This is a genomic window from Micromonospora coerulea, from assembly GCF_016598485.1.
GTDB lineage: Bacteria > Actinomycetota > Actinomycetes > Mycobacteriales > Micromonosporaceae > Micromonospora > Micromonospora coerulea.
The window spans coordinates 86,662-109,029 of the sequence record NZ_JAEMUW010000020.1; the positions used below are offsets into that span (position 1 = coordinate 86,662).

The window sequence follows — 22,368 nt, forward strand, 5'->3', positions numbered from 1 at the left end:
CCAGCTCGGCGTCGTGTCGTACTCAGGCCGGTGGCGGGCCAGTCGGGGCCAGCCCGGTGTCGGCGATCCGGTCCCGCAGTGGCCGGCGGCGCAGCGCGGCCAGCACCGCGTACAGCTCGTCGGCCAGCGGCACCGGCAGCTCGGCGTCGAGCTCGCGCATCGCGGTGGTGGTGGCCGCCCACTCCGCCTCGATCACCGGCAGCAGCGCGTACGCCCGGTCGGTCAGGGTGACGATGCGTTGCCGGGCGTCCGTGCCGGGGGCGCGGGTGACCAGGCCGGCGCGGCTCATCTGGGCCACGCTCTGACTGGCCGCGGAGGGGGTGACCCCGACCCGGGCGGCGAGGTCGCGGATGGCCAGGGGCCCGTCGGCGACCAGCACCCGCACCAGCGGTGAGAACCGCGGCCGGTAGTCGGCCAGGCCCCGCTCGGCGTAGCCGGCGGCGACGTCGCCGTCGAGCAGTTCGAGGACGTGGCGCAGCAGGGTGCCCAGCGGCTCGCGGTCGGGGATTCCGGTCACGTCCGCTAATGTAACAGCGCTGTTGTATCTGGTCCGTGGAGGGAAACCCGGGATGTACCCACCGATCGAGCCGTACGACCACGGCCTGCTCGACGTCGGCGACGGCCAGCGCGTGTACTGGGAGACCTGCGGGAACCCGGCCGGCCGGCCCGCGCTCGTGGTGCACGGCGGCCCCGGCTCCGGCGCCACCGCGGGCTGGCGGCGGCTGTTCGACCCGGCCGCGTACCGGATCGTGCTGTTCGACCAGCGCGGCTGCGGACGCAGCACCCCGCACGCCAGCGACCCCGCGGTGGACCTGTCGGTCAACACCACGCCCCACCTGCTCGCCGACATGGAACTGCTCCGCAGGCACCTCGGCATCGACCGTTGGCTGTTGCACGGCGCCTCCTGGGGCTCCTCGCTCGCCCTCGCCTACGCCCAGCACCACCCCGACCGGGTCACCGCGCTGGCGCTGTTCAGCGTGGTGGCCAACACCCGCCGGGAGATCGAGTGGGTGACCCGCGACATGGGCCGGATCTTTCCCGCCGAGTGGGCCCGGTTCCGCGACGGGGTGCCCGAGGCCGACCGCGACGGCGACCTGTCGGCCGCGTACGCCCGGCTGCTCGCCGACCCGGACCCGCAGGTCCGCGACCGCGCGGCGCGCGACTGGTGCGCCTGGGAGGACGTGCACGTGTCCCTGGCCGGCGGCCACCAACCCAGCCCGCGCTTCGCCGACCCGGTGTTCCGGATGGGGTTCGCCCGGCTGGTCACCCACTACTTCGCCAACGGCGGGTTCATGCCGGACGGCTCCCTGCTGCGCGACGCCGGGAAGCTGGCCGGCATCCCGGGCGTGCTGGTGCAGGGCCGCCTCGACGTCAGCGGCCCGCCGGACATCGCCTGGCAGCTCACCCGGGCCTGGCCCGACGCCCGGCTGCAGATCGTGGAGAGCGGCGGGCACGGCACCGGGCATGGCATGACCGAGACGGTGGTGGCGGCGCTGGACGAGTTCCGCCCCCGCTGACGCCCACGACGACCGCCGTGCGCGGCGGGCCCGGCGCAGGGCACGCGGGCCGGGCGCGCGGGATCAGCCGGCGGCGAGCAGGGCGCGCACCGGGGCGGCCTTCGCCGCCGCCTCGGCAACCTCCGCCGCCGGGTCGCTGCCCCAGGTGATACCGCCACCGGCCCACACGTGCAGCCGGTCGGCGTCCGCGGCGGCGGTGCGGATGGTCAGCCCCAGGTCGATCCGGCCGGGCCCCACCCAGCCCAACGCGCCCATGCTCGCCCCCCGGCCGACCGGCTCCAGGGCCGCGATCCGGTCCAGCGCGGCGAGCTTCGGCGCGCCGGTCACCGATCCGCCCGGGCAGACCGCCCGCAGCAGGTCGGCCAGGCCGAGGCCGTCGGCGACCGCCGCCGACACCGTCGACTCCGCCTGCCACAGGTCGCACCACTGGCGTACGGCGAACAGCTCGTCGACCCGCACCGACCCGGTACGGGCCACCCGGGCCAGGTCGTTGCGTTCCAGGTCGACGATCATCACGTGCTCGGCGCGTTCCTTGGCGGAGGCGAGGAGTTCCCGCCGGCCGGCCGGGGTGGCGGACCGGGTGCCCTTGATCGGCCGGGTCACCAGCCGCCCGCCGTCGACCTCGACCAGGGTTTCCGGTGAGGCGCAACCGATCGCCCAGCCCGCGCCGGACAGGGTGCCGCCGTAGCGGGCGCCGGGCAGCGCGCCGAGGCGGGCCAGGGCGGGCAGCGGGTCGCCCGCGTACGGCGCGGCGGCGTGGCCGACCAGGTTGACCTGGTAGACGTCGCCCCGACCGATGGCCGCGCGGACCGCCCCGACGGCGTCGGCGTGCTGGCGCGGTGTCCAGCTCTCCCGCCACTCGCCCCGCCACCAGCCGGCCGCGGGGGCCGGCCCGCCGGGCCGGCGGTCGGCCGTGCGGAACCCGGCGGGTGTGCGCGCGCCGGCCGGGTGGCCGCCCCCGCCCGGGGCGGCCGTCGGGTGGAGGCCGGCCTGCGGGTGCCGCAGGCGGGCGGTGCCGGACGCCGCGCCGTCGGCGTGGTCGTAGACGACGACGACCAGGTCCGGCAGCGCCGGCACCGGGGTGGCCGTGCCCGGCGCGCCACCGGCCAGCAGCGCGCCGGCGGCGGCGGAGAGGTACAGGGCGGCGCCGCAGACTCCGTCCGGGTCGTGGCGGGCCGGGCGGCCCAGATCCGTGACGGCGATGCCGTGGCCGGTGAGGAAGTCCTGCGCGAGCGTCGCCGGGTCGCCGCCGTCACCGCAGCGCCACTGCAGCCGGGCCCGCTCGACGAGTCGGTCCCGGCAGCCGTCCGGCGCCCCGGGGATCAACACCGGTGGGAGCGTTTCCACGCCGGTTGGCCCATTCTTCCTCATCCGTTCAGTGGATTTCCGGTGAACAAGGCGGATGGCTGCTCGATACCGCGCGCTTCCCCTTGGTACTGTGCGTCACTGGTCATGTGAACCATGACACAGTGCCCCCACAGTCCGGAGAACCCGATGTGCCTGCACCAACCCACCTGCCCCTCCGCCGAGGCGACCGATCGGGAAGCCGCCCGGGTCATCGCCTGCTTTCGTGAGCAGGGCTGGAGCCTGCTCTGCAACGGTGTCATCGTCTTCGAGGACACCGGTGAGCTGCTCCCCGACGGCAGCACCATCGCCCCGCACCGCGGCCCCGCCCGGCACGCCCTCGTCGCCTAACTGACCACGCTCGGTAACCGAACGTGTCCGCCGGCCCAGGCTAGTCCCCCGCACGGGGGCCCACCCTCCCCAGGTCGGCGCACCGGCCGGGGCGGCACGACGACCGCCCCGGCGCAGCCCCCTCAGCTCTCGAACGCCTCCGGCGACGGGCACGAGCAGACCAGGTTCCGGTCGCCGTACGCGCCGTCGATCCGCCGCACCGGCGGCCAGTACTTCGCCATCCGGTCCACCGTGCCCGGGTACGCGCCCACCGAGCGCGGGTACGGGTGCGGCCACTCGTCGCCGGTCACCATCGCCGCGGTGTGCGGCGCGTTGGCGAGGGGGTTGTCCCCGGCCGGCCACTCCCCCGACCCGACCTTGTCGATCTCCGCCCGGATGGCGATCATCGCGTCGCAGAACCGGTCCAGCTCGGCCAGGTCCTCGCTCTCGGTCGGCTCCACCATCAGCGTGCCGGCCACCGGGAACGACATGGTCGGGGCGTGGAAGCCGTAGTCGATGAGCCGCTTGGCCACGTCGTCGACGCTGACGCCGGTCGCCTTGGTCAGCGGTCGCAGGTCGAGGATGCACTCGTGCGCCACCAGGCCCTTGTTGCCGGCGTACAGCACCGGGAAGTGGTTGCGCAGCCGGGCCGCCACGTAGTTCGCCGCCAGCACCGCCACCCCGGTGGCCCGGGTCAGGCCCTGCGCGCCCATCATCCGCAGGTACGCCCATGGGATCGGCAGGATGCCCGCGGAGCCGTAGCGCGCCGCGGAGATCGCCGGCCGGCCGTCGACGTGCGCGGCGGACGGGTCACCGGGCAGGAACGGCGCCAGGTGCGCGCGCACCGCCACCGGGCCGACGCCCGGGCCGCCGCCGCCGTGCGGGATGCAGAACGTCTTGTGCAGGTTCAGGTGCGACACGTCCGCGCCGAACCGGCCGGGCTTGGCGAACCCGACCAGGGCGTTGAGGTTCGCCCCGTCGACGTACACCTGGCCGCCGGCGTCGTGGACCTTCGCGCACAACTGCGCGATGCCGGTCTCGTACACGCCGTGCGTGGACGGGTACGTCACCATGATCGCGGCGAGGGCGTCCCGGTGCTTGTCGATCTTCGCGTCGAGGTCGACCAGGTCCACGTTGCCGTCGGCGTCGCAGCCCACCACGACGACCCGCATGCCGGCCATCACCGCCGACGCCGCGTTGGTGCCGTGCGCCGACGACGGGATCAGGCACACGTCGCGGTGCCCCGCACCCCGGGAAGCGTGGTAGGACCGGATGGCCAGCAGCCCGGCCAGCTCACCCTGCGACCCGGCGTTGGGCTGCACGCTGACCGCGTCGTAGCCGGTCACCTCCGCCAGCCACCCCTCCAGCTGGCCGATCAGCTCCCGGTACCCGGCGGTCTGGGCGTCCGGGGCGAACGGGTGCAGGTGCGCGAACTCCGGCCAGGTGATCGCCTCCATCTCGGTGGTGGCGTTGAGCTTCATGGTGCACGACCCGAGCGGGATCATGCCCCGGTCCAGCGCGTAGTCGAAGTCCGACAGCCGCCGCAGGTAGCGCAGCATCGCCGTCTCCGAGTGGTGGCTGCGGAACACCGGGTGGGTGAGGAAGTCACTGGTCCGCGCCAGGGCCGCCGGCAGCGCGGCGTCGACGTCGCCGTCAACCCCGGCCACCCCGAACGCCGCCCACACCGACCGCAGGTGCGCCGCGGTGGTGGTCTCGTCGCAGGAGATGCCCACCCGGTCGGCGTCGACCAGCCGCAGGTTCACGTTCCGCTCGGCCGCGGCCGCGACCACCTCGGCCGCCCGGCCCGGCACGGTCGCGGTGACGGTGTCGAAGAACGCGACGTCGGCGACCTCGACGCCACCGGCGCGCAGCCCGGCCGCGAGCCGCGCCGCCATGTCGTGGGTCCGCCGGGCGATCGACCGCAGCCCGTCCGGGCCGTGGTAGACCGCGTACATGCCGGCCATCACCGCGAGCAGCACCTGCGCGGTGCAGATGTTGCTGGTCGCCTTCTCCCGGCGGATGTGCTGCTCGCGGGTCTGCAACGCCAGCCGGTACGCCGGGTTGCCGTCCGCGTCGCGGGACACCCCGACCAGCCGGCCGGGCAGCATCCGCTCCAGGCCCGCCCGCACCGCCAGGTAGCCGGCGTGCGGCCCACCGAAGCCCATCGGTACGCCGAACCGCTGGCTGGTGCCGGCGGCGATGTCCGCGCCGACCTCCCCCGGCGGGCGCAGCAGCGTCAACGCCAGCAGGTCCGCCGCGACGGTGACCAGCGCGCCGATCGCGTGCGCCGCCTCGACCAGCCCGGCGTGGTCACGCACCGCCCCGGAGGCACCCGGGTACTGCAGGTGCAGGCCGAAGAACTCGGCCGGCAGCTCCTCGCGGGTCACGTCGAGCACCCGCACGTCGATGCCGAGCGGCTCGGCCCGGCTGGCGATCACCGCGATGGTCTGCGGCAGCGCGTCGGCGTCCACGACGTACACCGGGCTCTTGCTCTTCGACGCGCGGCGGGCCAGGGTCATCGCCTCGGCCGCGGCGGTGCCCTCGTCGAGCATGGAGGCGTTCGCGGTGGCCAGCCCGGTCAGGTCGGTGACCACGGTCTGGAAGTTCAGCAGCGCCTCCAGCCGGCCCTGGCTGATCTCCGGCTGGTACGGCGTGTACGCGGTGTACCAGGCGGGGCTCTCCAGCACGTTGCGGCGGATCACCGCCGGGGTGTGGGTGCCGTGGTAGCCCAGCCCGATCATCGACACCGCGACGGTGTTGCGGGCGGCCAGGGCGCGCAGCTCGGCGAGCGCCTCCCGCTCGCTGGCCGGCGCCGGCAGGTCGAGGGTGCCGTGCCAGCGGATCACCTCGGGGATCGCCGCGTCCATCAGCTCGTCGACCGAGCCGTAGCCCACGGTCTCCAGCATGCGGCGTTCGTCGTCCGGGTCGGGGCCGATGTGACGGTCGGCGAACTGCTCAGCGGTCATGTTCGCTGCGCTCCTTGCGGGGGCGAGGTCGACAGGTCGGCCTCCCCCTGAGTCACGCGCGAAGCGCTCCACAGCGCCTGCCCACGAGGTCCTTTTGCCTGAGAGGTTCCGGGGAGGAATCTGCCCCTTCGGCGCCGCCCCGATGCTGCTGGGGCGGTCTCTCCCGCGTGGGTGGTACCGGCATGGTCAACGCTACCAGCGCCGGTGTCACCGGCAGATGTCGTACCCCCGGGGCAGCATCATGGGCAGGTCGGGGTGCCGGTCAGAGGGTGGCCGGGGCCACACCCGCCGGCACCGCACCCCGACCGGTGTCGCCGGCCGGCCCGGCGCCCAGCCGGTCGGCCAGCCCGGGCAGCAGCCGCCCCAGCGACGCGTCCACGGTCAACGCCGCGTACCCGTCGCCGCGGGTGGGCCCCTGGTTGGCGATCACCACCGGGATGCCCAGCTTCGCCGCCCGCAGCACGAACCGCCGTCCCGACATCACCGTCAACGACGAGCCGAGCACCAGCAGCAGCCGCGCCGCACCCACCATCGCGAAACAGCGCGACACCCGGTCCGCGGGCACCGTCTCGCCGAAGAACACCACATCCGGCTTGAGCATCCCGGCGCCGCAGAACGTGCAGTCCACGATGCGGAACCCGGCCACCTGGGCGTCGTCGAGCTCCACGTCACCGTCTGGGTTGACCGCCCCGGCGGCGGCGGCGAACTCCGGGTTCGCCTCGCGCAGCCGCCGGTCCAACTCCTCCCGGGAGGTGCGGTTGCCGCAGTCCAGGCAGACCACCTCGTCGAGGCGGCCGTGCAACTCCACCACGTCGGCGCTGCCCGCGGCGGTGTGCAGCCCGTCGACGTTCTGGGTGATCACCCCGTCGACCAGCCCGGCGTCCTGCAGCCGGGCCACCGCCCGGTGCCCGTCGTTGGGTGCCGCCCGGGCGATCATCCGCCACCCCAGGTGGCTGCGCGCCCAGTACCGCCGCCGGGCCACCGGGTCGCCGGTGAACGTCTGGTACGTCATCGGGCTGTGCCGGCGGGCCGCGCCGCTGGGCCCCCGGTAGTCCGGGATGCCGGACTCGGTGGACAGCCCCGCCCCGCTCAACACCACGACACCACCCGCCGCGACCAGGCCGGCCAACGCGTCCATCGTCTCCGTCACCCGTCCATGCTGCCTCGCCGGCGCCCGGGTCGGCGACCGGTGGCCGGTGACCGTCGTCGCCCCGGCGGGTTCCTCCGCGACGGCCGCCCACCGCGCTGCTGAGGAAGGACCGGCCCGCCGGTTGCGGACGGCGGGCCGGCCGCCCCTCAGCGCTGGTGCCGGGGCAGGGCCCTCTGCGGCTGCCCGCCGCCCACCGGCGCCGCGCCCGAGGTCTCCCGGGCGATCCGGTCCATCGTGCGGGCCAACTGCTCACTGCCGTCGTCGAGATGCCGGGCCGCCGCCTGCATGTGCGAGATCATCATCTCGCCGAAGATCCGCAACGCCTCCCGCGCCGCCACCGAGTCGTCGAAGTTCGTGCCGGCGCTGCTGCGGTACTCCGCCACCGCCCGCTCGGCCTCCTGCTTCGCCTCCTCCGCCGCGGCGCGCAGGTAGCTCTCGTACTGCAACCGGGCGTACTCGGCGACCCGCCGGGCGTAGTCGTGGGCCTGCGCGATGATCTGCTCGGCCTCGCGCTGCGCCGCCGACAGCAGGTTGACCTCCTTCGCCGCCGGCACCGCCGACGCCGCACCCGCGCTGGGAATCACCCCGTGCCGGTGCAGCTCCACCCGGTCGGTCAACCGCTCGTTCTCCGCCCGCAGATGCGCCAGCTGCGCCGACAGCAGATCCAACTCGTCGGCCACCTGCACCCGGAACCGGTCCACGTCGGTGTGGTCGTAGCCGCGCCGGGCGAACGACGCCGAGCCGAACTCCCAGCGGCGCACCCGGTCGGCGGTCATCCGCACCTGCACACCGCCGGACACCTGCGTGCCGTCGTACCTGCTGATCGGGGTCGCGCTCACCGGACACCTCCGGAATCCTCAGGGGCGGTCACGGTCCGCCACGCCGGCCCGTACCACTGCTTACCGAAGCCCTCGTGGTGCAGCTGACCGGCGTGGTAACCCGCCTTCGTCAACGCCGCGACCGAATGGCCGACCATCTCGTCCGAGCCGCACACGTACACGTGCCGGGAGCGCCAGTCACCGTCGGCCAACGCCCGGTCGGCCACCTGCATGAACTCCCCCGGCCGCCGCACATCCGAACCCACCACGTACGTCACCGACAGCCACGGGTGCGACGCCGCCAACTTGTCCACCGCGTCGGTGTCGTAGAACTCGCTGCGCGAACGAGCCCCCACGTACAGGGCCACCCGCCGCCCGGAACCCTCCGCCGCGACCTGCTCCACCAGCGCCTTCACCGGCGCCCAGCCGGTACCACCGGCCAACAGCAGCAGGTCGCTGGACCCGGCCGACCACAGCGTCAACCGGTCACCCACCGGCGCCGCCAGGTGGATCTGGTCACCCACCGCGCAGCCGTACACCAGCCGCGACGACACCGCCCCACCCGGCGCGGCCCGCACGTGCAGCTCCAGCGTGCCGTCGGCGCGCGGCGCGTTCGCCGGCGAGTAGTACCGCCACGACCGCACCGCCGGATGGGACACCCCGATCGACTGGCCCGGCGTGAACGGCAGCAGGTACTGCGGCCGCACCGTCAGCACCGCCACGTCGAACGCCCGCCGCTCGTGGGCGAGGATCTCCGCCACCCACCACGGCGGGTTCACCGCCTCCGCCGCCTGCGCCGCGTCCATCATCACCTGCGAGACCAGCCCGTACGCGGCCGCCCAGTCCTGGGCCAGTTCGTCGGTCCACGCCTCACCCAGGAAATGCCGCAACGTCGCCAGCAGCGCCTCGCCGACCGCCGGATAGTGCTCGGCCCGCACCGCGAACTTGCGGTGGTCGGCCCCGAGATCCTGCAGGAAACCGACCAGTTGGTCCACCTCGTCCACGTGGGACACGATGTGCCCCAACGCGGTGACCAACCGGTCCCGCTGCCCGGCCATGTTGGTCGGGAACATCTGCCGGGTCTCCGGATAGGCCAGGAACAGTGTCGAGTAGAAGTAGAGCGGCACCTGGTCGCCGTTCGCGGCGACCAGGGCCCAGCTCTGCTTGAGCCGTGCCGCATCCACGCTCAGGCGCCCGCCCCGGCGTCCGCGGACACCACCTGGTCCTGCACCTGCCCCAGCACGGTCCGCACGTCGGCGATGATGTCCGCCGGCACGCCCAGCTCGGTCAGCGTCACGACCAGATGCTCACCGACCTTCGCGTAGTGCGCCGCCGGGATGCCCAACGGCTGGTGCGCCTCGGCCAGTCCACGGCCGGCGTACTCGTTCGGCCCGCCGAGCACCACGGTCAGCATCAGCGCCAGGTGCCGCCGCTGCTCGGGCATGTCCACAGTCGCGAAGTAGCCGGCCAGCTCCGGGTCGGCGAGGACCTTGTCGTAGAACAGCTCCACGGCCGCCTTGACCGAACTCGCGCCGCCGATGCGTTCGTAGTGGGAGACAGGGGTGACTTCTTCGGTAACCGTCACGGTCGGTCCTTCCAGGGTGGGAGGGTCACGCGGGCTCGCCGCGAGGGGCAACGGCCGCCGGCTCCGCGCCGCCGCGCGTGTCGGCACATCGACGCGAAGCAGCGACCGTCAGGGACCATAGCGCGCGACGCCGTCCCGGTCACGGCCCGCCTATCGGATTCCCGACAGGATCCGCTCACCCAGCGTGACGAACGGCGCGGACGGCGCCCCCACCCGTCGCCACCACACCGCGACCGCGCGTCACCGATCCGGGTGGCCGTGCACGGGACACTCCCCCGGCGACCCGGCCCCCCGGTGGCCCCCAACACGCCCCCTGACCACCCGCGACACCCGCACCCGCGGCGGTCCCACCGGCCGGACCCACGCGAGCCCACCACAGCCGTCCACAAGGGAACACCGCCAGTCACCAACGACAGATCGCGCCGGGCCTCCGCCACGACGCGATCCGAAAACACCTCGGGCGTGTCACCGCCCGCCGACGGGTCAGCCCGCCCGCCGCCGCGCCCGACGCGCCGCCAACTCGTCACCCACCGGCTCCGCCGCCTCCGGCGCGGCCCCCACCGGCCCCTGCCCGCCACCGCTCACCGCCGGCTCCGCCGGCAGGTGCGACAACGAACCCTGAATCTCCTTGAACGCCCCACCGATCGCGATGCCGAACACGCCCTGGCCGCCCTGCAACAGGTCGACAACCTCCTCCGGCGACCGGCACTCGTACACCGTCGTGCCGTCCGAGATCAGCGTGATCCCCGCCAGATCCTCCACTCCGCGCGACCGCAACGCGTCGATCGCCTTGCGGATGTTCTGCAGAGACACCCCGGCGTCCAACAACCTCTTCACGACCTTCAACACCACCAGGTCGCGGAACGAGTACAACCGGGACGTCCCCGAGCCCGACGCGTCCCGCACGCTCGGCACCACCAGCCCCGTCCGGGCCCAGTAGTCCAACTGCCGGTAGCTGATACCCACCGCCTGGCACGCCGTCACGCCCCGGTAGCCCACCGCCCCGTCACCGCCCGGCTCGGGCGGCACCGCGACCGACTGCTGCGCCGTACCCGGATCAGGATCTCGCGGCTCGTGCATCCGGACAACCTCCCCGCCCGTGCGGTGACACGTCGCTTCCGGGACGCGCACCCCTCGATACCGCAACCCTATAGCGGCCCTCAGGAGTTACCACCGAGGAACAGACGCGACACGCCGCGCAGCCGCCCGGAAGATCACCTACGACACCAACTCGTCACTCACCGTGACGGCAGGCCAGCGGCACCACACCCGCCGGAACCGGAACTCAGCCCGCGAAATCCTCCGGCCGCACCTGGTCCAGGAACTCCCGGAACTTCTCCACCTCATCCTCCTGCTCGTCGGGAATCACGATCCCCGCCTCGCTGAGGACCTGCTCCGCACAACGAATCGGAGCCCCGACCCGCAACGCCAGCGCGATGGAATCGCTCGGCCGCGCGGACACCCGCACGCCGTCCCCGATCAACAGATCGGCGTAGAAGACGTTCTCCTTCAACTCGGTGATCTCCACCGCCCGCAACGGCGCCTTCAACGCCGCCAGCACGTCCCGCAGCAGATCATGCGTCAGCGGCCGAGCCGGCTTGACCCCCTGCTGCTCGTAGGCGATCGCCGTCGCCTCGACCGCGCCGATCCAAATCGGCAGATAGCGGTCCCCCTCGACCTCCCGCAGCAGGACGATCGGCTGGTTGCTGGGCAGCTCCACCCGAACTCCGACCACGCTCAGCTCGCGCACCGCCGCCTCCGTGTCGTTGTCACCTACGCCCGCACCGCGCCCTTCCCTGCACGGTACACGGACCGCGACACGGGAGTCCCATGCGCTACGTGCACCACGCCCCTTGCCGGAAAGGGTTACCCCGGCAAGCCTACGACACGCTTCCCGGGGCAGATCTTTCGCTCGTCCACCGCACCGGCGGACCGGGCCGGGCGCCCCCACGACGCCCGACCCACCGTCACCGACCCAACGTCGACCGCAACCCCACCCGCACCAGGGCCGCGTGCAACTGCTGCGACAACGCCACCAACTCCCGCGCCGTCTCCGCCGCCCGGGACCGCGCCGCCGGATCACTCTGCCGCGCCAACGGCGCCACCAACTGCGCGAACAGACCGACCTCCCGGTCCGCCGCCGTCCGGTACCCGCGCAGATGCCGCGGCTGGATCCCGTACGCCGCCAACCCCGCCACCGCACTCGCGATGATCAAGCCGTCCGCGTCGAACCAGCCCGCCGGATCGGACACCAGCACACCGAGCCGCTCCAACTCCGCCAACGTCGACTCGTCGATCCCGCTCCGGGAAACCAGCTCCGCCCGCCCCAGCCGCACCTCCGCCGACTCGACAGGCTCCTGCTCACCCCGACCCGGCACCTCACCATCGGCACCGACCGCCACCAACGTCGGCCGCTGCCGGCCCGACGCCGCACCCGACGCGTCCCACTCCGCCAACTGGTCACGGATCACCCGCAACGGCAGATACTGGTCCCGCTGCGCGGTCAGCACGAACCGCAACCGCGCCACGTCGTCCCAGCTGTACTTCCGGTACCCCGCCGCCGTCCGCTGCGGCTCCACCAGACCCTCGGCCTCGAGGAACCGCAGCTTCGACATCGTCGTGTCCGGAAACTCCACCCGCAGCTGCGCCAGCACCTCGCCGATGCTCATCAGCGGGCGGGACCCGGGCGCCCCGGACGGCGTCGAAGCCGCAGGCTCGTTCACCCCCGGCCGGCCTCCTCCTCCGGGCGCGGACCGGCGATGAACACCACCCGGAACTTGCCGATCTGCACCTCGTCACCATTGCTCAACGTGGCCGCCTCGACCCGCTCCCGGTTCACGTACGTGCCGTTCAGGCTGCCCACGTCCCGCACGGTGAACGTACCGCCGTCCCGGTGGAACTCCGCGTGCCGCCGCGACACCGTCACGTCGTCCAGGAAGATGTCACTGTCCGGGTGCCGGCCACTCGTTGTCACATCGTGGTCCAACAGGAACCGGGCGCCCGCATTCGGACCCCGGCGAACCACCAGCAGCGCCATCCCCGGCGGCAACGAGCCGGACATCCGGCTCGGCACCACATCGGTGTCCGGACCCTCCAGCACTTCGTCGAGCGAACCGAGATTGAGCGTCGAAGTGACGTCGAGTGGGGGGAACTCGTCGTCTGGGCGCGTCATGGGGACCACCTCACGGATCTGTTCGGTCGGCGTCGGGTAATGGCGGGTCTGGCCGCCGGGCAAACAGACACCCGGCGGCTGGCTCCCCGTGCCCGGGAAGGCGCATTCCACAAACGCTCAACTATTGGGTTCTCGGTCGACTGGGCGAGCCTAGCCAGCGCCGAAATGCAGGGCAACCGGACGCGCGGAGACGACGCCCCCACCCGCCCGGGCAACACTCAGCTCTCAGTGAGCTCGCGGTACGCGTCAGCGGTCAACAGACCCTCGAGCGCCGCCGGATCCTCCGGGGCGATCTCCAACAACCACCCCGCGCCGTACGGATCCGTGTTGATCAACTCAGGGGTGTCGCCGAGCGCCTCGTTGCGCGCCGCCACCGTGCCGCTGATCGGCGCGTAGATCTCCGACACGCTCTTCGTCGACTCGATCTCACCCAGCGGCTCACCCGCCGCCACCACCGCACCCTCGTCCGGCAACTGGACGAACACGATGTCACCCAGGGCGTCCTGCGCGAAGTGCGTGATGCCGACCCGGACGGCACCGCCGTCACCACCGGCCACCCACTCGTGCTCGGCGGTATACCGCAGATCCTCAGGAATCACCAGCTGCGTCCTTCATCCATCGGTGCACCGGGGGGAACCGGCGCCGGCCGCGCCCGGTCAGGAAACCGGGCGGGCGTGTTCCAGCTTGATCGGCGCGTGCAGCTGCGAAACATCCACAGCCGGACGATCCTCGACGAAGACGTTACCGCCGGCATCCCGAACCGATGCGACCACCCCGCCGGGAATGCCCAACGCCGTTCGCATCGTCGCCGGCTCACCGATCACCAAGATCGTGTACGGAGCGCTCAACCGCCGCCCGTCCACCACCAGGCCACCACCGTCGGCATCCACGAAGTACGTCGACGCGATGATCCGCACCGACGTGCCGTCCGCCCCGGCGATCTGCATCGCCTCCGCGCCCGCGCCCCGCAGCTCCTCCACCGCGTCCAGGATCCGCGTCGACGAGGTCGCCTTCTCGCCCCCCACGAACCGCACCGACAGACCCGGACCCACCGCCGGCAACGTACCCGCCAGGATGCCCAGCTCGTCCGCCCGCCGCGTCGCCTCCTCCAGCGCCGCCTGCCGACCCTGCTCACCCGAGCGCAGCTGCCGCTGGCTCTCCTCCAACGCCTCGATGTCCTGCCGCAGCCGCCGCTCCCGGGAATCCAGATCCGACGAGATCCGCACCAGGTCCTCCTCCCGCGTCGCCGCGAGCGTCGGATCCGTCGACGTCGTCTTCAACTGCACCACCAGGGTGAACCCCAGCAACGCCAGCAGCACCGCGATCATCGCCCCGGCCGACGTCAGCCGCCGCCGGCCCACCCCGCCCGCCACCGGCTGCGCCGGCCCCGCGAGATCGGCCACCTCGCCCGGCTCAGCCGCGGCAGCACCCGGCTCGGCCACCTCGCCCGGCTCAACCGTGGCAGCACCCGGCTCCGCCGCCGAATCCGCCGCGGGCTCCGGCGCGTCCCTGTCCCGCTCCACCGGCTCGTCCGGTGCCAGCGGGCTCAGCTCGTCGGAATCCGGCGCGTCCGGCCGCGGATCCGGCTCACCAGCCGGCCCCTCCGGCCGGCCCGGCTCCGCCGGCGCCGGCCAACCGGTCCCGGTCTCCCTGTGCTCTTCAGTCATCGCCACAAACCTACGCCCGGAACAGGTGCCGGCGGATCGCCGCCACGTTTCCGAAGATGCGCACCCCGAGCACGACCACCACCCCGGTGGAGAGCTGACCGCCCACCCCCAGCTGGTCGCCCAGATACACGATCAAACCCGCCACCAGCACGTTCGAGATGAACGACACCACGAACTGCTTGTCGTCGAAGATCCGGTCGAGCTTCGCCCGGACCCCACCGAACACCGCGTCGAGCGCGGCCACCACAGCGATCGGCAGGTACGGCTGAAGGGCGGCGGGCACGGTCGGATCCAGGTAGATCCCGAGAACCACACCGGCGATCAGCGCCAGCACCGCGATCATCGGACACCTCCGGAGGGGCGGAGAGAGGTCCCCGAGCCGGCCGGCCCGGGACTGGACGAGCCCACGGCACCCGAACCCGACGGCGACGGGCTCGGACTGACCGAAGGCTCGGCGTAGCGTAGCCGTGGCTGGGGAGCGGCCGGCAGGGTGAGGTCCTCGGCCTCCCGCACCCCGAACGACAGCCCGGTGCTCCGGGCCACCTCCCGCATCAGACTCGCCGCCCGGCTGTCGTCGAACCGGTCCCGCATCGCACCCGGACCGATCGCCGACACCTCGTACGGACCCGTCACCGGCCGGTAGTCGACGAGGATCGCCTCCCCCGCCGACCGGATGGTCGACGTCGCCGTCAGCCGCTGCCCGTTGACCGCGACCGCCTCCGCGCCCGCCGCCCACAACGCATTGGCCACCTTCTGCAGGTCGGAGTACAACACCCGGGACGGACCGGCGTCCGCGCCCGTCACCGCGTCCTTGTCCGCCGCGGCGTCGGCCAGCCGCACCACCACCCCGTCGCCGCGCACCCGGCCCAGGCCGGTGCCCGCCTCCAGGTTCCGCAACCGAGACGCCTGCGAACCGCTCAACGCCGCGTCCCGCTGCCGGCTCACCTCCTCGCGCAACTGGTCCGCGCGGGCGGTCAACCGGTCGGTCTCGGCTTCCCGCTGCTTGATCTCCGCGATCAGACCCGCGCGGGCCTTCGCCCGGCCGGGCTCCTCCGCGACCGTCTCCCGGTACGCGACGGCGAACAGCACCCCGATCGCCAGCACCACCACCAGCGTCACCGGGCGGGCCGCCCAGCGGCGCAGCGCGGACGGCGGGTCCTGCCGACGGCGGGCCGCCGCGTCCGCGTACCCGGGATCCAAGGGGTTGCGGAACAGGTCGGTCAGGAAGTCCGGCGCGTACACCCGGGCCGACGGATCCCGGCCCTCGCGCGGAGCCGCGCTCATGCCGGCGCACCCCCGGACCGCATCGCCCGCACCAGGCGGCCGGCCTGCACCACGTACATCGCGCCGGCCACCCAGTAGAGCACCAGCCCCCACCAGGCCAGCCCCCAACCGATCGCGCCGGCGGCGGTCGCCACACCGGGTGCCGCCGCGGCGAGCAGCAGGATCGGGAACGCGGCCAGCAGCAGGAAGGTGGCCGTCTTGCCCACGTAGTGCACCGGCGGTGGGCCGTAGCCGTAGCGGCGCAGCACCGCCAACGAGCCGAGCAGCAGCAGCTCACGGGCCAGCAATGCGCCGGTGAACTGCCACGGCACCACCTCCCGCGCGGTGAATGCCAGCAGGGTGGCCAGGATGTAGAGCCGGTCGGCGAGCGGGTCGAGCAGCTCCCCCAGCCGGCTGACCTGCTCCAGGCGGCGGGCGATCCAGCCGTCCACCCAGTCGCTGGTGCCGCCTATCGCGAGCACCACGACGGCCGCGACGTCCGCGCGGACCACCAGGAAGAGGTAGAGGAACAGCGGTACGCCGACCAGCCGGACAAGACTGATCAGGTTCGGCAGGGTGAGGACGCGGTCCCCCACGACCGCCGTCGTACCGCCGGAAGTCGAATGCTCCGTGCGAGCCGGCCGACGCGACACCGAACCCCTCCCTTCGCAGCACGGTCCGGCGGCCGACGGTGATCGGCCGCCGGCGGAGGAACGTGCGCGTAGCCGGCCGGTCAGCGCCGGCGCCCTCTGCGATCCCGGGCTGGGACCTCCCCCGATGCGGCCCACGACCGTGTCGGTCGTGGGCCGGCCAGTTGCGCTGCCACTATATCGGGCTTCCTCGCGCCGGCTCGGGTGCCGCGTGCCCTTGTTGCGTGGTTCTCGCTTTTGTGCGGACCCGCACTACCCGTAGGGCATCCTAGGACACTAGTTGAGCGGTGAAGGGCAGGTGAAACGGTTCGTCCATCGGCGATGGGAAGGTCAGGCCGTGCGGGCGGTCGAGTCGGTGCTGGTCTGCGGCGCCGCCGCCGTGGCGGCCTGGCTGAAGGCGAGCAGGGCCAGCAGGAGCTCGTGCTGGACCCGGTTGGGCATCCGGTCGAGGACGGTCTGGACTGCCTGGTGCCGGCGATCCTTCAGCTCCCGCAGCAGGGTCTCCGCCGCCGCCGTCGGGATCAGCCGCACCTCCCGCCGGTCGCGGGGATCCGCCGCCCGGCGCACCAGCCCCACCGCCTCCAGCCGGTCGCAGAGCCGGCTCGCCGACGACGGCACCACGTCCAGCAGCTCGGCCAGCCGGTTCACGTTGGTGTCCGGGTGCGTCATGATCAGGGAGAGCACCCGCAGCTGGGTCGGCGAGACGCCGACGGTGTGCCGGGACGTCGCCGAGTCGAGCACGCCGACGAGCGCCTCAGCAGCCGCATCGATGGCCGCGGCAAGATTCGGAGGTCGCTCCACCCGATCTCCCCTGCGATCGTCCCGCTCGTGTTCGCCTCGCCGCTCCGGTCACCGTTCACGCCCGTCGCCCGGCCGGCTGGAACCGCGCCAGTCAAGGCAGACGACGACCGCGTCGTCCCGGAGGTCCGCGTCGACGTGGTACGCGTGCAGTTCGCGCATCACCGTACCAACTGCCTCCGTCGCCGGTTGCAGCCGAGTGGAGCGCATCGACCGCGCCATGGCCCGGTCGCCGTACGGCTCCTGGCCCGCCGGCTCGGCGGCGTACACGCCGTCGCTGACCACGAAGAGCCGGTCCCCCGGCTCGAGAATGAACTCCTGCACGTCGTAGCGGGTCTCGGCGAACATGCCCAGCGGCAGCTGCTGCTCCAGGGCGATCGGGGTGACCGTCCCGCCGCGCAGCCGCAGCACGTGCGGCGAACCGGCGTCCACCGCCCGGACCACGCCGTGCCGGGTGTCCAGCTCCAGCAGGAGCGTCGCCACGTGCCGGTCGCCGCGGTGCTGGTAGAAGATCGTGTCCGAGGCCAGCTCGGCCTGCTCGACCAGGCTGCCCCCGGAGCGGCGGGCGTTGCGCATCGCGTTCACGGTGACCGCGGTGAGCAGCGAGGCCGCCAGTCCGTTCCCGGTGCCGTTGAGCACGGTGACGGTGAGCCGCTCGCCGTCGACCGACCAGTCGAAGTGGTCGCCGCCAACCGTGTACGCCGGTTCGAGCTGACCGGCCAGCAGGAACGCGTCGTGCGCGACGCTGCGCCCCGGCAGCAGGTCCCACTGCATCTCCGCGGCCATGCTCAGCCGCTCCCGCCGCCGCACGCGCCGGTAGCGGTCGGTCTCCCGGTCGGCGGCGCGCAACGCCACCGCCAGTTCGCCCGCGATGTCCCCGGCCACCCGCACCGACGCCGCGTCGGGGTGGGCGGGCAGCTCGACCAGCAGCACCCCGAGCCGCTCGCCCCAGACCGACAGCGGCAGGTAGACCCGGCACCGGCCGTCCTCGCCGCCGTCGAGCACCGGCTGCTGGCTGCTGAAGCAGCGCTGGGCCACGCCCTGGCAGGCGAGGAAACCGGCCTCGGGCAGCTCCGGGTCCAACACCGGCCAGAGCCCGCTGAACCGGTAGTCGGCCACGAACACCTCGGTGCGCGACGCCCCCAGCGCTGCGCGGATCGCCCGGTCGGCGGCCTCCGCCAACTGGTCGGGCGGGGCCAGGCGCAGGGCACGCGACACCTGTCCGGCCGCATCCGGCATGTGCATCCTCCGGGACGATTATTGCTACAGGGCAAGCATCATACGGAGGTCGGCGCACACCCCGGACGCCCGGCTCCGCCCGGGCGACCGACCACACAACGGCAGCGCCCGGCCGCGTCCGATCCGGCTGGCGGCGGCGCCGGTCAGGCGACGGGCTTGGTGGCCACCGCGCCGAAGAAGGCGTCCGGCACGTCGGCCGGCTCGCCGTCCGGCCGCCACCGGGCGACCGGCACGATGCCGTCCGCGCCGGGCTCCCAGCGGCCGAGCAGCGGACCGAACGCCGACGGCGGGCGCAGCCGGAACATCGGCCCCATCATGGCCAGGGCCCGAGGGTACGCGGCCAGTTCCTCCGCGTCGAAGTCGACGGCCAGGAAGCTGCCCGGGGCGACCGCCTCGTAGAGCTCGCCCAGGGTGCGCGCGAGCGTCTCGTCGTCGAGGAACGCGGCCAGCCCGAGGAAGACCACCCCGACCGGCCTCCTCCCCCACCCCGGTACGAACCGGTGCAACTGGGCCGGGTCGATCGTGCCGATGTCGGTGGCATCGCCGAACCCGTAGCCCGCGCGGTCGCTGCCGGCCAGGATGCGCTGGCCGAGCCGGATGGTCACCGGGTCGACGTCGGTGTAGAGGACGGTCGCCTCCGGGGCCACCTCGTGCACGTTGCCCCGGGTCGGCACCCCGGCGCCGAACACCAGGAAGCTGTCCACCCCCGCGTCGGCGATCGACCGGACCGCCCGGCCGAGGAAGGCGCGCAGCGCGCGGAAGATCACCGCGCAGGGCGCGTACGCCTCCTCGAAGGCACGGGCCGCGGCCACGTCGACCGGGTAGTGGTGCTCGCCACCGAGCCAGAAGTCGATCATGCGGGCGATGCTCGGCTGGTCGGGCTCGGCCATCGACGAGTCTCCCTTGCTGGGGCGATGGTCGACAGCGTACCCACGGCTCGGCTCCGGCGGTATCGCCCCGGCGGAGCGCCACCGGCCGCGATACTGGCCGCGGGCGTCCGGCGGCCAGGAGGTGCAGCGGTGAACTCGGCGAACGGCGCGGCGGTGGTGGTGGGCGTGGACGGCTCCGAGCCGGCGCTGCGGGCCGTCCGACTCGCCGCGGCCGAGGCGGCCCGACGGCACCGCCCGCTGCGCGTGGTGCACGGCTTCATCTGGCCGCTGCTGCGCGTGCCGGCGTCCCAGCTCGCCGAGGGACCGTCGGGCGGCCTGCGGCGGCAGGCGGAGGAGCTGGTGGCCAAGGCGGTGGCCGCGGCGGAGGCGGCCGCCCCCGGGCTGCGGGTCTCCGGCGAGATCATCGACGGCGAGGCCGCCGCCGTGCTGGTCGGCGAGTCCCCCACCGCCACGATGATCGTGCTCGGCGACCGGGGCCTCGGCGGCTTCGCCTCCCTGGTGATCGGCTCGGTGGCGATCCAGGTGGCGTCCTACGCGCAGTGCCCGGTGCTGGTGGCCCGCGGCGAGGACCGCGCGGCCGGACCGGTCGTGGTCGGGGTGGACGGCTCGGTGCTGTCCCGGGCCGCGGTCGAGTTCGCCGTGGCGGAGGCGGCGTTACGGGGTGCCCGGCTGCACGCCGTGCACGCCTACACCCACCCGGTCTCCGGCGGCCCGGGCGACATGCAACCCCTGGTGTACGAGGAGAACCAGCTGCGCGGCGAGGAGGACCGGGTGCTCGCCGAGTCCCTCACCGGGCTCACCGAGCGGTACCCGGAGGTGCCCGTCACCCGCGCCGCGGTCCACGGCCGCCCGGTCGCCGCGCTCACCGACGCCGCCCGCGACGCCCAACTGCTGGTCGTCGGCAGCCAGGGCCGGGGTGAACTGAGCGGGCTGCTGCTCGGGTCGGTCAGCCAGGGCGTCATGCACCACGCCGGGTGCCCGGTCGCCGTCGTCCGCTCCCCCGCCTGAGCGTCGCCGGCACGAATGACCCCGGCACCGCCGGGTAGACGACCCGGGCACGCCGACACGAGGAGGCAGCGATGCCAGGACCACGGCCGGGCAGCAACGCGTACGACAAGCAACGGGCGCGGCTGCGCGATCTGATCGAACAGTCCGGGCGGGCGGCGGACGCGGAGGCCAACCAGGTGGCCAACCGGATGCTGCAGGACGACCGGGGCCAACGCGGCATCGTTCGGGGGGAACGGACGTTCGGGCCCAAGGGCGAGCGCGAACCGGGCGACCCGAAGTGAGAGCCGCGCCCCTGGTCGACGGCGCCATCGCCGGTGCGGTAGGGAGCGCGGCCCTGAACGTGGTCAGCTACCTCGACATCGCGGTGCGGGCCCGCCCGGCGAGCAGCATCCCGGAGGAGACCGTGCGCCGGCTCGCCGGCGCGGCACACGTCGACCTCGGGCCCGAGGACCGGGCGGCCACCCGCCGCTCGGGCCTCGGGCCCGTTCTCGGGTACGCCACCGGCATCGCCGGCGGGGTCGCTTTCGGCCTGCTCGCCGCCCGCCGCCGGATCCCGCTGCCGCTGGCCGCCGGGCTGCTCGGTGGCGGCGTCATGGCCGCCACGGACAGTTCGATCACGGTGCTGCGGATCTCGGACCCGCGTACCTGGCGGGCGCAGGACTGGCTGGCCGACGTCATCCCGCATCTGGCGTACGGAATGGCGGCCGTAGCCACCTGGAACCGGCTACGACCGCCATCCTGACCGTGTGGTTAGCGGCGAACGTCGCTCTCGTCGTCGGCCACCGGCTCAGCGGCCGGTCCGTACGGCGAGATCTGTCCCTTCGGGACCGGCCGCCCGGTGTCCCCGTTCGACGAGCCGCTATAGCGCGGATGGCCCGTCGCGCGGGGACCCTTGCTGTCCTGGCTCGTGGCGCCCTTGTTGTTGCGGCGGAACTCCTCCTGCTGCGGATTGACCACGGGTCTCTCCTTCCGGTCGCGCGCGACGTGGGGCCGCGCACCGTTCCCGGTTACCCGCCGCCGTCGGGCGCATTCCGGCTCCACCGCGCCGCCCGGTGTCTGCGCCGGCCCGGGACGGGTACACCCCCGGGATGCGGAACGATCGCAACGTGGCTCGGGCGCTGCTGGACCGGCAGGGCCGGACGTACGCCGAGGAGGCGGGGATCCGGCTGGCCGACCGCCCGGGACCGCTCTACCAGCTGCTGGTGCTCGCCACGTTGCTGAGCACCCGGATCCGGGCCGGGGTGGCCCTGGCGGCCGCGCGGGAGCTCTTCAAGGCCGGCTACCGGACCCCGCAGGCGATGGAGGCGGCGAGTTGGCAGGACCGGGTCGACGCGCTGGGCCGCGGCCACTACCGCCGGTACGACGAGCGGACGGCCACCATGCTCGGCACCGGTGCCCGGCTCTGCCTGGACCGCTGGCACGGGGACCTGCGCCGGATGCACCGCGAGGCGGACGGTGAGCGGACCGCCCTGCGCCGGCTGCTCACCGAGTTCCCCGGCATCGGCCCCACCGGGGCGGACATCTTCCTGCGCGAGGCGCAGACGGTGTGGCCGGACGTCCGCCCGTACGCCGACCGGCGGACCCTCGCCGGGGCCAAGCAGCTCGGCCTGCCGGCGAACCCGGACGGGCTGGCCGGCCTGGTCGGCGACGCCGACTTCGGGCGGCTCGCCTCGGCGCTGGTGCGGGTGGCGCTCGGCGAGGAGTCGGCGGGCGAGGTCAGCCGCACCGGGGCGGCCCGCTAACGCTCACTTCGCCGGCCCGGCCGGCTTCGTCAGGTGCCAGGCCAGCAGCGCCGCGCCCAAAGCCAGCAGCACCACCCCACCGGAGATCCCGCCGCCCTCCGCGCCGCTGCTGCGGTGCCCGGTGGCGCCGAAGTAGATCACCGCGAGCCCGGCGAGGACGGCGATGAACGTCCGCGTGCGTCGGTCCTTCACGTTCCGCACGGTACGGCCGATCCACCGCACACCTGCC

The 22,368-nt window shown here is 73.7% G+C and carries 27 protein-coding genes and 1 riboswitch; of the genes, 6 read left to right on the forward strand and 21 right to left on the reverse strand.

Going from position 1 to position 22,368, the window contains the following annotated elements:
* Window positions 1-22: 22 nt before the first annotated feature.
* Entirely contained in the window at window positions 23-517 is a 495-nt protein-coding gene (locus I8N68_RS24020; protein ID WP_200214412.1) for a MarR family winged helix-turn-helix transcriptional regulator, read from the reverse strand.
* 52 nt (window positions 518-569) lie between these two features.
* Between I8N68_RS24020 and pip the strand changes: the two genes are divergently transcribed.
* Window positions 570-1,517 (forward strand): prolyl aminopeptidase, encoded by a 948-nt coding sequence (pip, locus tag I8N68_RS24025; protein WP_200214415.1) that lies wholly within the window; start codon window positions 570-572, stop codon window positions 1,515-1,517.
* Window positions 1,518-1,580: 63 nt separating this feature from the next.
* On the opposite strand, the gene I8N68_RS24030 is transcribed toward pip, so the two are convergent.
* On the reverse strand, window positions 1,581-2,888 hold the full coding sequence (locus tag I8N68_RS24030; RefSeq protein ID WP_200214417.1) for a chorismate-binding protein: 1,308 nt from the start codon (window positions 2,886-2,888) through the stop codon (window positions 1,581-1,583).
* A gap of 123 nt (window positions 2,889-3,011) precedes the next feature.
* Between I8N68_RS24030 and I8N68_RS24035 the strand changes: the two genes are divergently transcribed.
* Complete coding sequence (locus I8N68_RS24035) at window positions 3,012-3,212, forward strand: DUF5999 family protein (protein ID WP_200214490.1); 201 nt, start codon at window positions 3,012-3,014, stop codon at window positions 3,210-3,212.
* A 122-nt stretch (window positions 3,213-3,334) separates the two neighbouring features.
* Here the strand turns inward: I8N68_RS24035 and gcvP are convergent, their stop codons facing one another.
* The 17 genes from gcvP to I8N68_RS24120 form a co-directional block, all read right to left on the reverse strand.
* On the reverse strand, window positions 3,335-6,157 hold the full coding sequence (gcvP, locus tag I8N68_RS24040) for an aminomethyl-transferring glycine dehydrogenase (RefSeq protein WP_200214420.1): 2,823 nt from the start codon (window positions 6,155-6,157) through the stop codon (window positions 3,335-3,337).
* 76 nt (window positions 6,158-6,233) lie between these two features.
* Window positions 6,234-6,333: riboswitch (glycine riboswitch) on the reverse strand.
* Window positions 6,334-6,419: 86 nt separating this feature from the next.
* Window positions 6,420-7,295 (reverse strand): NAD-dependent protein deacetylase, encoded by an 876-nt coding sequence (locus tag I8N68_RS24045; protein ID WP_200214492.1) that lies wholly within the window; start codon window positions 7,293-7,295, stop codon window positions 6,420-6,422.
* A 158-nt stretch (window positions 7,296-7,453) separates the two neighbouring features.
* The gene (locus tag I8N68_RS24050; RefSeq protein ID WP_200214423.1) at window positions 7,454-8,146 is read right to left on the reverse strand and encodes a DivIVA domain-containing protein; all 693 of its coding nucleotides are present in this window, start codon (window positions 8,144-8,146) and stop codon (window positions 7,454-7,456) included.
* Window positions 8,143-9,309, reverse strand: coding sequence for a globin domain-containing protein (locus I8N68_RS24055; RefSeq protein WP_200214426.1), 1,167 nt, complete (start codon window positions 9,307-9,309; stop codon window positions 8,143-8,145). Before I8N68_RS24055 ends, I8N68_RS24050 begins: the two co-directional genes overlap by 4 nt.
* Before the next feature lie 2 nt (window positions 9,310-9,311).
* Window positions 9,312-9,710, reverse strand: coding sequence for a group I truncated hemoglobin (locus I8N68_RS24060; protein WP_200214429.1), 399 nt, complete (start codon window positions 9,708-9,710; stop codon window positions 9,312-9,314).
* A gap of 483 nt (window positions 9,711-10,193) precedes the next feature.
* Window positions 10,194-10,790, reverse strand: coding sequence for a MerR family transcriptional regulator (locus I8N68_RS24065; protein WP_200214431.1), 597 nt, complete (start codon window positions 10,788-10,790; stop codon window positions 10,194-10,196).
* A 205-nt stretch (window positions 10,791-10,995) separates the two neighbouring features.
* Window positions 10,996-11,460, reverse strand: a complete 465-nt coding sequence (locus tag I8N68_RS24070) for a bifunctional nuclease family protein (protein ID WP_200214433.1) — start codon at window positions 11,458-11,460, stop codon at window positions 10,996-10,998.
* Window positions 11,461-11,677: 217 nt separating this feature from the next.
* Window positions 11,678-12,379 carry a transcriptional regulator FtsR gene (gene ftsR, locus I8N68_RS24075; protein WP_200214494.1) on the reverse strand — a complete coding sequence of 234 codons (702 nt, stop codon included), beginning with the start codon at window positions 12,377-12,379 and terminating at the stop codon, window positions 11,678-11,680.
* A gap of 50 nt (window positions 12,380-12,429) precedes the next feature.
* Window positions 12,430-12,882 carry an oxoglutarate dehydrogenase inhibitor Odhl gene (gene odhI / locus I8N68_RS24080; RefSeq protein WP_007071101.1) on the reverse strand — a complete coding sequence of 151 codons (453 nt, stop codon included), beginning with the start codon at window positions 12,880-12,882 and terminating at the stop codon, window positions 12,430-12,432.
* Window positions 12,883-13,100: 218 nt separating this feature from the next.
* Entirely contained in the window at window positions 13,101-13,481 is a 381-nt protein-coding gene (gene gcvH, locus I8N68_RS24085) for a glycine cleavage system protein GcvH (protein WP_200214435.1), read from the reverse strand.
* Window positions 13,482-13,538: 57 nt separating this feature from the next.
* Window positions 13,539-14,549: a DUF881 domain-containing protein gene (locus I8N68_RS24090; RefSeq protein WP_200214436.1), complete on the reverse strand. Its 1,011-nt coding sequence runs from the start codon at window positions 14,547-14,549 to the stop codon at window positions 13,539-13,541.
* 10 nt (window positions 14,550-14,559) lie between these two features.
* Window positions 14,560-14,892, reverse strand: a complete 333-nt coding sequence (locus tag I8N68_RS24095) for a small basic family protein (protein ID WP_200214437.1) — start codon at window positions 14,890-14,892, stop codon at window positions 14,560-14,562.
* Complete coding sequence (locus I8N68_RS24100; RefSeq protein WP_200214438.1) at window positions 14,889-15,833, reverse strand: DUF881 domain-containing protein; 945 nt, start codon at window positions 15,831-15,833, stop codon at window positions 14,889-14,891. The genes I8N68_RS24095 and I8N68_RS24100 overlap by 4 nt, the downstream gene beginning before the upstream one ends.
* Complete coding sequence (clsA, locus tag I8N68_RS24105) at window positions 15,830-16,465, reverse strand: cardiolipin synthase ClsA (protein ID WP_372433828.1); 636 nt, start codon at window positions 16,463-16,465, stop codon at window positions 15,830-15,832. The genes I8N68_RS24100 and clsA overlap by 4 nt, the downstream gene beginning before the upstream one ends.
* Before the next feature lie 327 nt (window positions 16,466-16,792).
* A complete protein-coding gene (locus tag I8N68_RS24110; RefSeq protein ID WP_200214440.1) occupies window positions 16,793-17,263 on the reverse strand; it encodes a MarR family winged helix-turn-helix transcriptional regulator in 471 nt (156 codons plus the stop codon).
* Window positions 17,264-17,311: 48 nt separating this feature from the next.
* A complete protein-coding gene (locus I8N68_RS24115) occupies window positions 17,312-18,499 on the reverse strand; it encodes a PP2C family protein-serine/threonine phosphatase (RefSeq protein WP_200214441.1) in 1,188 nt (395 codons plus the stop codon).
* 143 nt (window positions 18,500-18,642) lie between these two features.
* The gene (locus I8N68_RS24120) at window positions 18,643-19,389 is read right to left on the reverse strand and encodes an SAM-dependent methyltransferase (RefSeq protein WP_200214442.1); all 747 of its coding nucleotides are present in this window, start codon (window positions 19,387-19,389) and stop codon (window positions 18,643-18,645) included.
* A 129-nt stretch (window positions 19,390-19,518) separates the two neighbouring features.
* Between I8N68_RS24120 and I8N68_RS24125 the strand changes: the two genes are divergently transcribed.
* The 3 genes from I8N68_RS24125 (at window position 19,519) to I8N68_RS24135 (ending at window position 21,139) form a co-directional block, all read left to right on the forward strand.
* A complete protein-coding gene (locus I8N68_RS24125) occupies window positions 19,519-20,397 on the forward strand; it encodes a universal stress protein (protein WP_200214444.1) in 879 nt (292 codons plus the stop codon).
* Window positions 20,398-20,468: 71 nt separating this feature from the next.
* A complete protein-coding gene (locus I8N68_RS24130; RefSeq protein ID WP_200214446.1) occupies window positions 20,469-20,678 on the forward strand; it encodes a phosphatidylethanolamine-binding protein in 210 nt (69 codons plus the stop codon).
* Complete coding sequence (locus tag I8N68_RS24135; RefSeq protein ID WP_200214449.1) at window positions 20,675-21,139, forward strand: hypothetical protein; 465 nt, start codon at window positions 20,675-20,677, stop codon at window positions 21,137-21,139. The genes I8N68_RS24130 and I8N68_RS24135 overlap by 4 nt, the downstream gene beginning before the upstream one ends.
* 8 nt (window positions 21,140-21,147) lie before the next feature.
* Here I8N68_RS24135 and I8N68_RS24140 read toward each other — a convergent pair whose 3' ends face one another.
* Window positions 21,148-21,354 (reverse strand): hypothetical protein, encoded by a 207-nt coding sequence (locus tag I8N68_RS24140; protein WP_200214452.1) that lies wholly within the window; start codon window positions 21,352-21,354, stop codon window positions 21,148-21,150.
* Window positions 21,355-21,485: 131 nt separating this feature from the next.
* On the opposite strand from I8N68_RS24140, the gene I8N68_RS24145 reads away from it, so the two are divergent.
* Complete coding sequence (locus I8N68_RS24145) at window positions 21,486-22,139, forward strand: hypothetical protein (protein WP_200214454.1); 654 nt, start codon at window positions 21,486-21,488, stop codon at window positions 22,137-22,139.
* A 3-nt stretch (window positions 22,140-22,142) separates the two neighbouring features.
* Here the strand turns inward: I8N68_RS24145 and I8N68_RS24150 are convergent, their stop codons facing one another.
* Window positions 22,143-22,331, reverse strand: a complete 189-nt coding sequence (locus I8N68_RS24150; RefSeq protein WP_200214499.1) for a hypothetical protein — start codon at window positions 22,329-22,331, stop codon at window positions 22,143-22,145.
* Between the last annotated feature and the right edge of the window lie 37 nt (window positions 22,332-22,368).

Excerpts from the sequence above, each read along its gene's own strand:
- pip (WP_200214415.1), top strand. The coding sequence starts at position 570 with ATGTACCCACCGATCGAGCCGTACGACCACGGCCTGCTCGACGTCGGC.
- I8N68_RS24030 (WP_200214417.1), bottom strand. The coding sequence starts at position 2,888 with ATGAGGAAGAATGGGCCAACCGGCGTGGAAACGCTCCCACCGGTGTTG.
- I8N68_RS24035 (WP_200214490.1), top strand. The coding sequence starts at position 3,012 with ATGTGCCTGCACCAACCCACCTGCCCCTCCGCCGAGGCGACCGATCGG.
- gcvP (WP_200214420.1), bottom strand. The coding sequence starts at position 6,157 with ATGACCGCTGAGCAGTTCGCCGACCGTCACATCGGCCCCGACCCGGAC.
- I8N68_RS24045 (WP_200214492.1), bottom strand. The coding sequence starts at position 7,295 with ATGGACGCGTTGGCCGGCCTGGTCGCGGCGGGTGGTGTCGTGGTGTTG.
- I8N68_RS24065 (WP_200214431.1), bottom strand. The coding sequence starts at position 10,790 with ATGCACGAGCCGCGAGATCCTGATCCGGGTACGGCGCAGCAGTCGGTC.
- ftsR (WP_200214494.1), bottom strand. The coding sequence starts at position 12,379 with ATGAGCATCGGCGAGGTGCTGGCGCAGCTGCGGGTGGAGTTTCCGGAC.
- odhI (WP_007071101.1), bottom strand. The coding sequence starts at position 12,882 with ATGACGCGCCCAGACGACGAGTTCCCCCCACTCGACGTCACTTCGACG.
- I8N68_RS24090 (WP_200214436.1), bottom strand. The coding sequence starts at position 14,549 with ATGACTGAAGAGCACAGGGAGACCGGGACCGGTTGGCCGGCGCCGGCG.
- I8N68_RS24095 (WP_200214437.1), bottom strand. The coding sequence starts at position 14,892 with ATGATCGCGGTGCTGGCGCTGATCGCCGGTGTGGTTCTCGGGATCTAC.
- I8N68_RS24100 (WP_200214438.1), bottom strand. The coding sequence starts at position 15,833 with ATGAGCGCGGCTCCGCGCGAGGGCCGGGATCCGTCGGCCCGGGTGTAC.
- I8N68_RS24115 (WP_200214441.1), bottom strand. The coding sequence starts at position 18,499 with ATGCCGGATGCGGCCGGACAGGTGTCGCGTGCCCTGCGCCTGGCCCCG.
- I8N68_RS24120 (WP_200214442.1), bottom strand. The coding sequence starts at position 19,389 with ATGGCCGAGCCCGACCAGCCGAGCATCGCCCGCATGATCGACTTCTGG.
- I8N68_RS24130 (WP_200214446.1), top strand. The coding sequence starts at position 20,469 with ATGCCAGGACCACGGCCGGGCAGCAACGCGTACGACAAGCAACGGGCG.
- I8N68_RS24145 (WP_200214454.1), top strand. The coding sequence starts at position 21,486 with ATGCGGAACGATCGCAACGTGGCTCGGGCGCTGCTGGACCGGCAGGGC.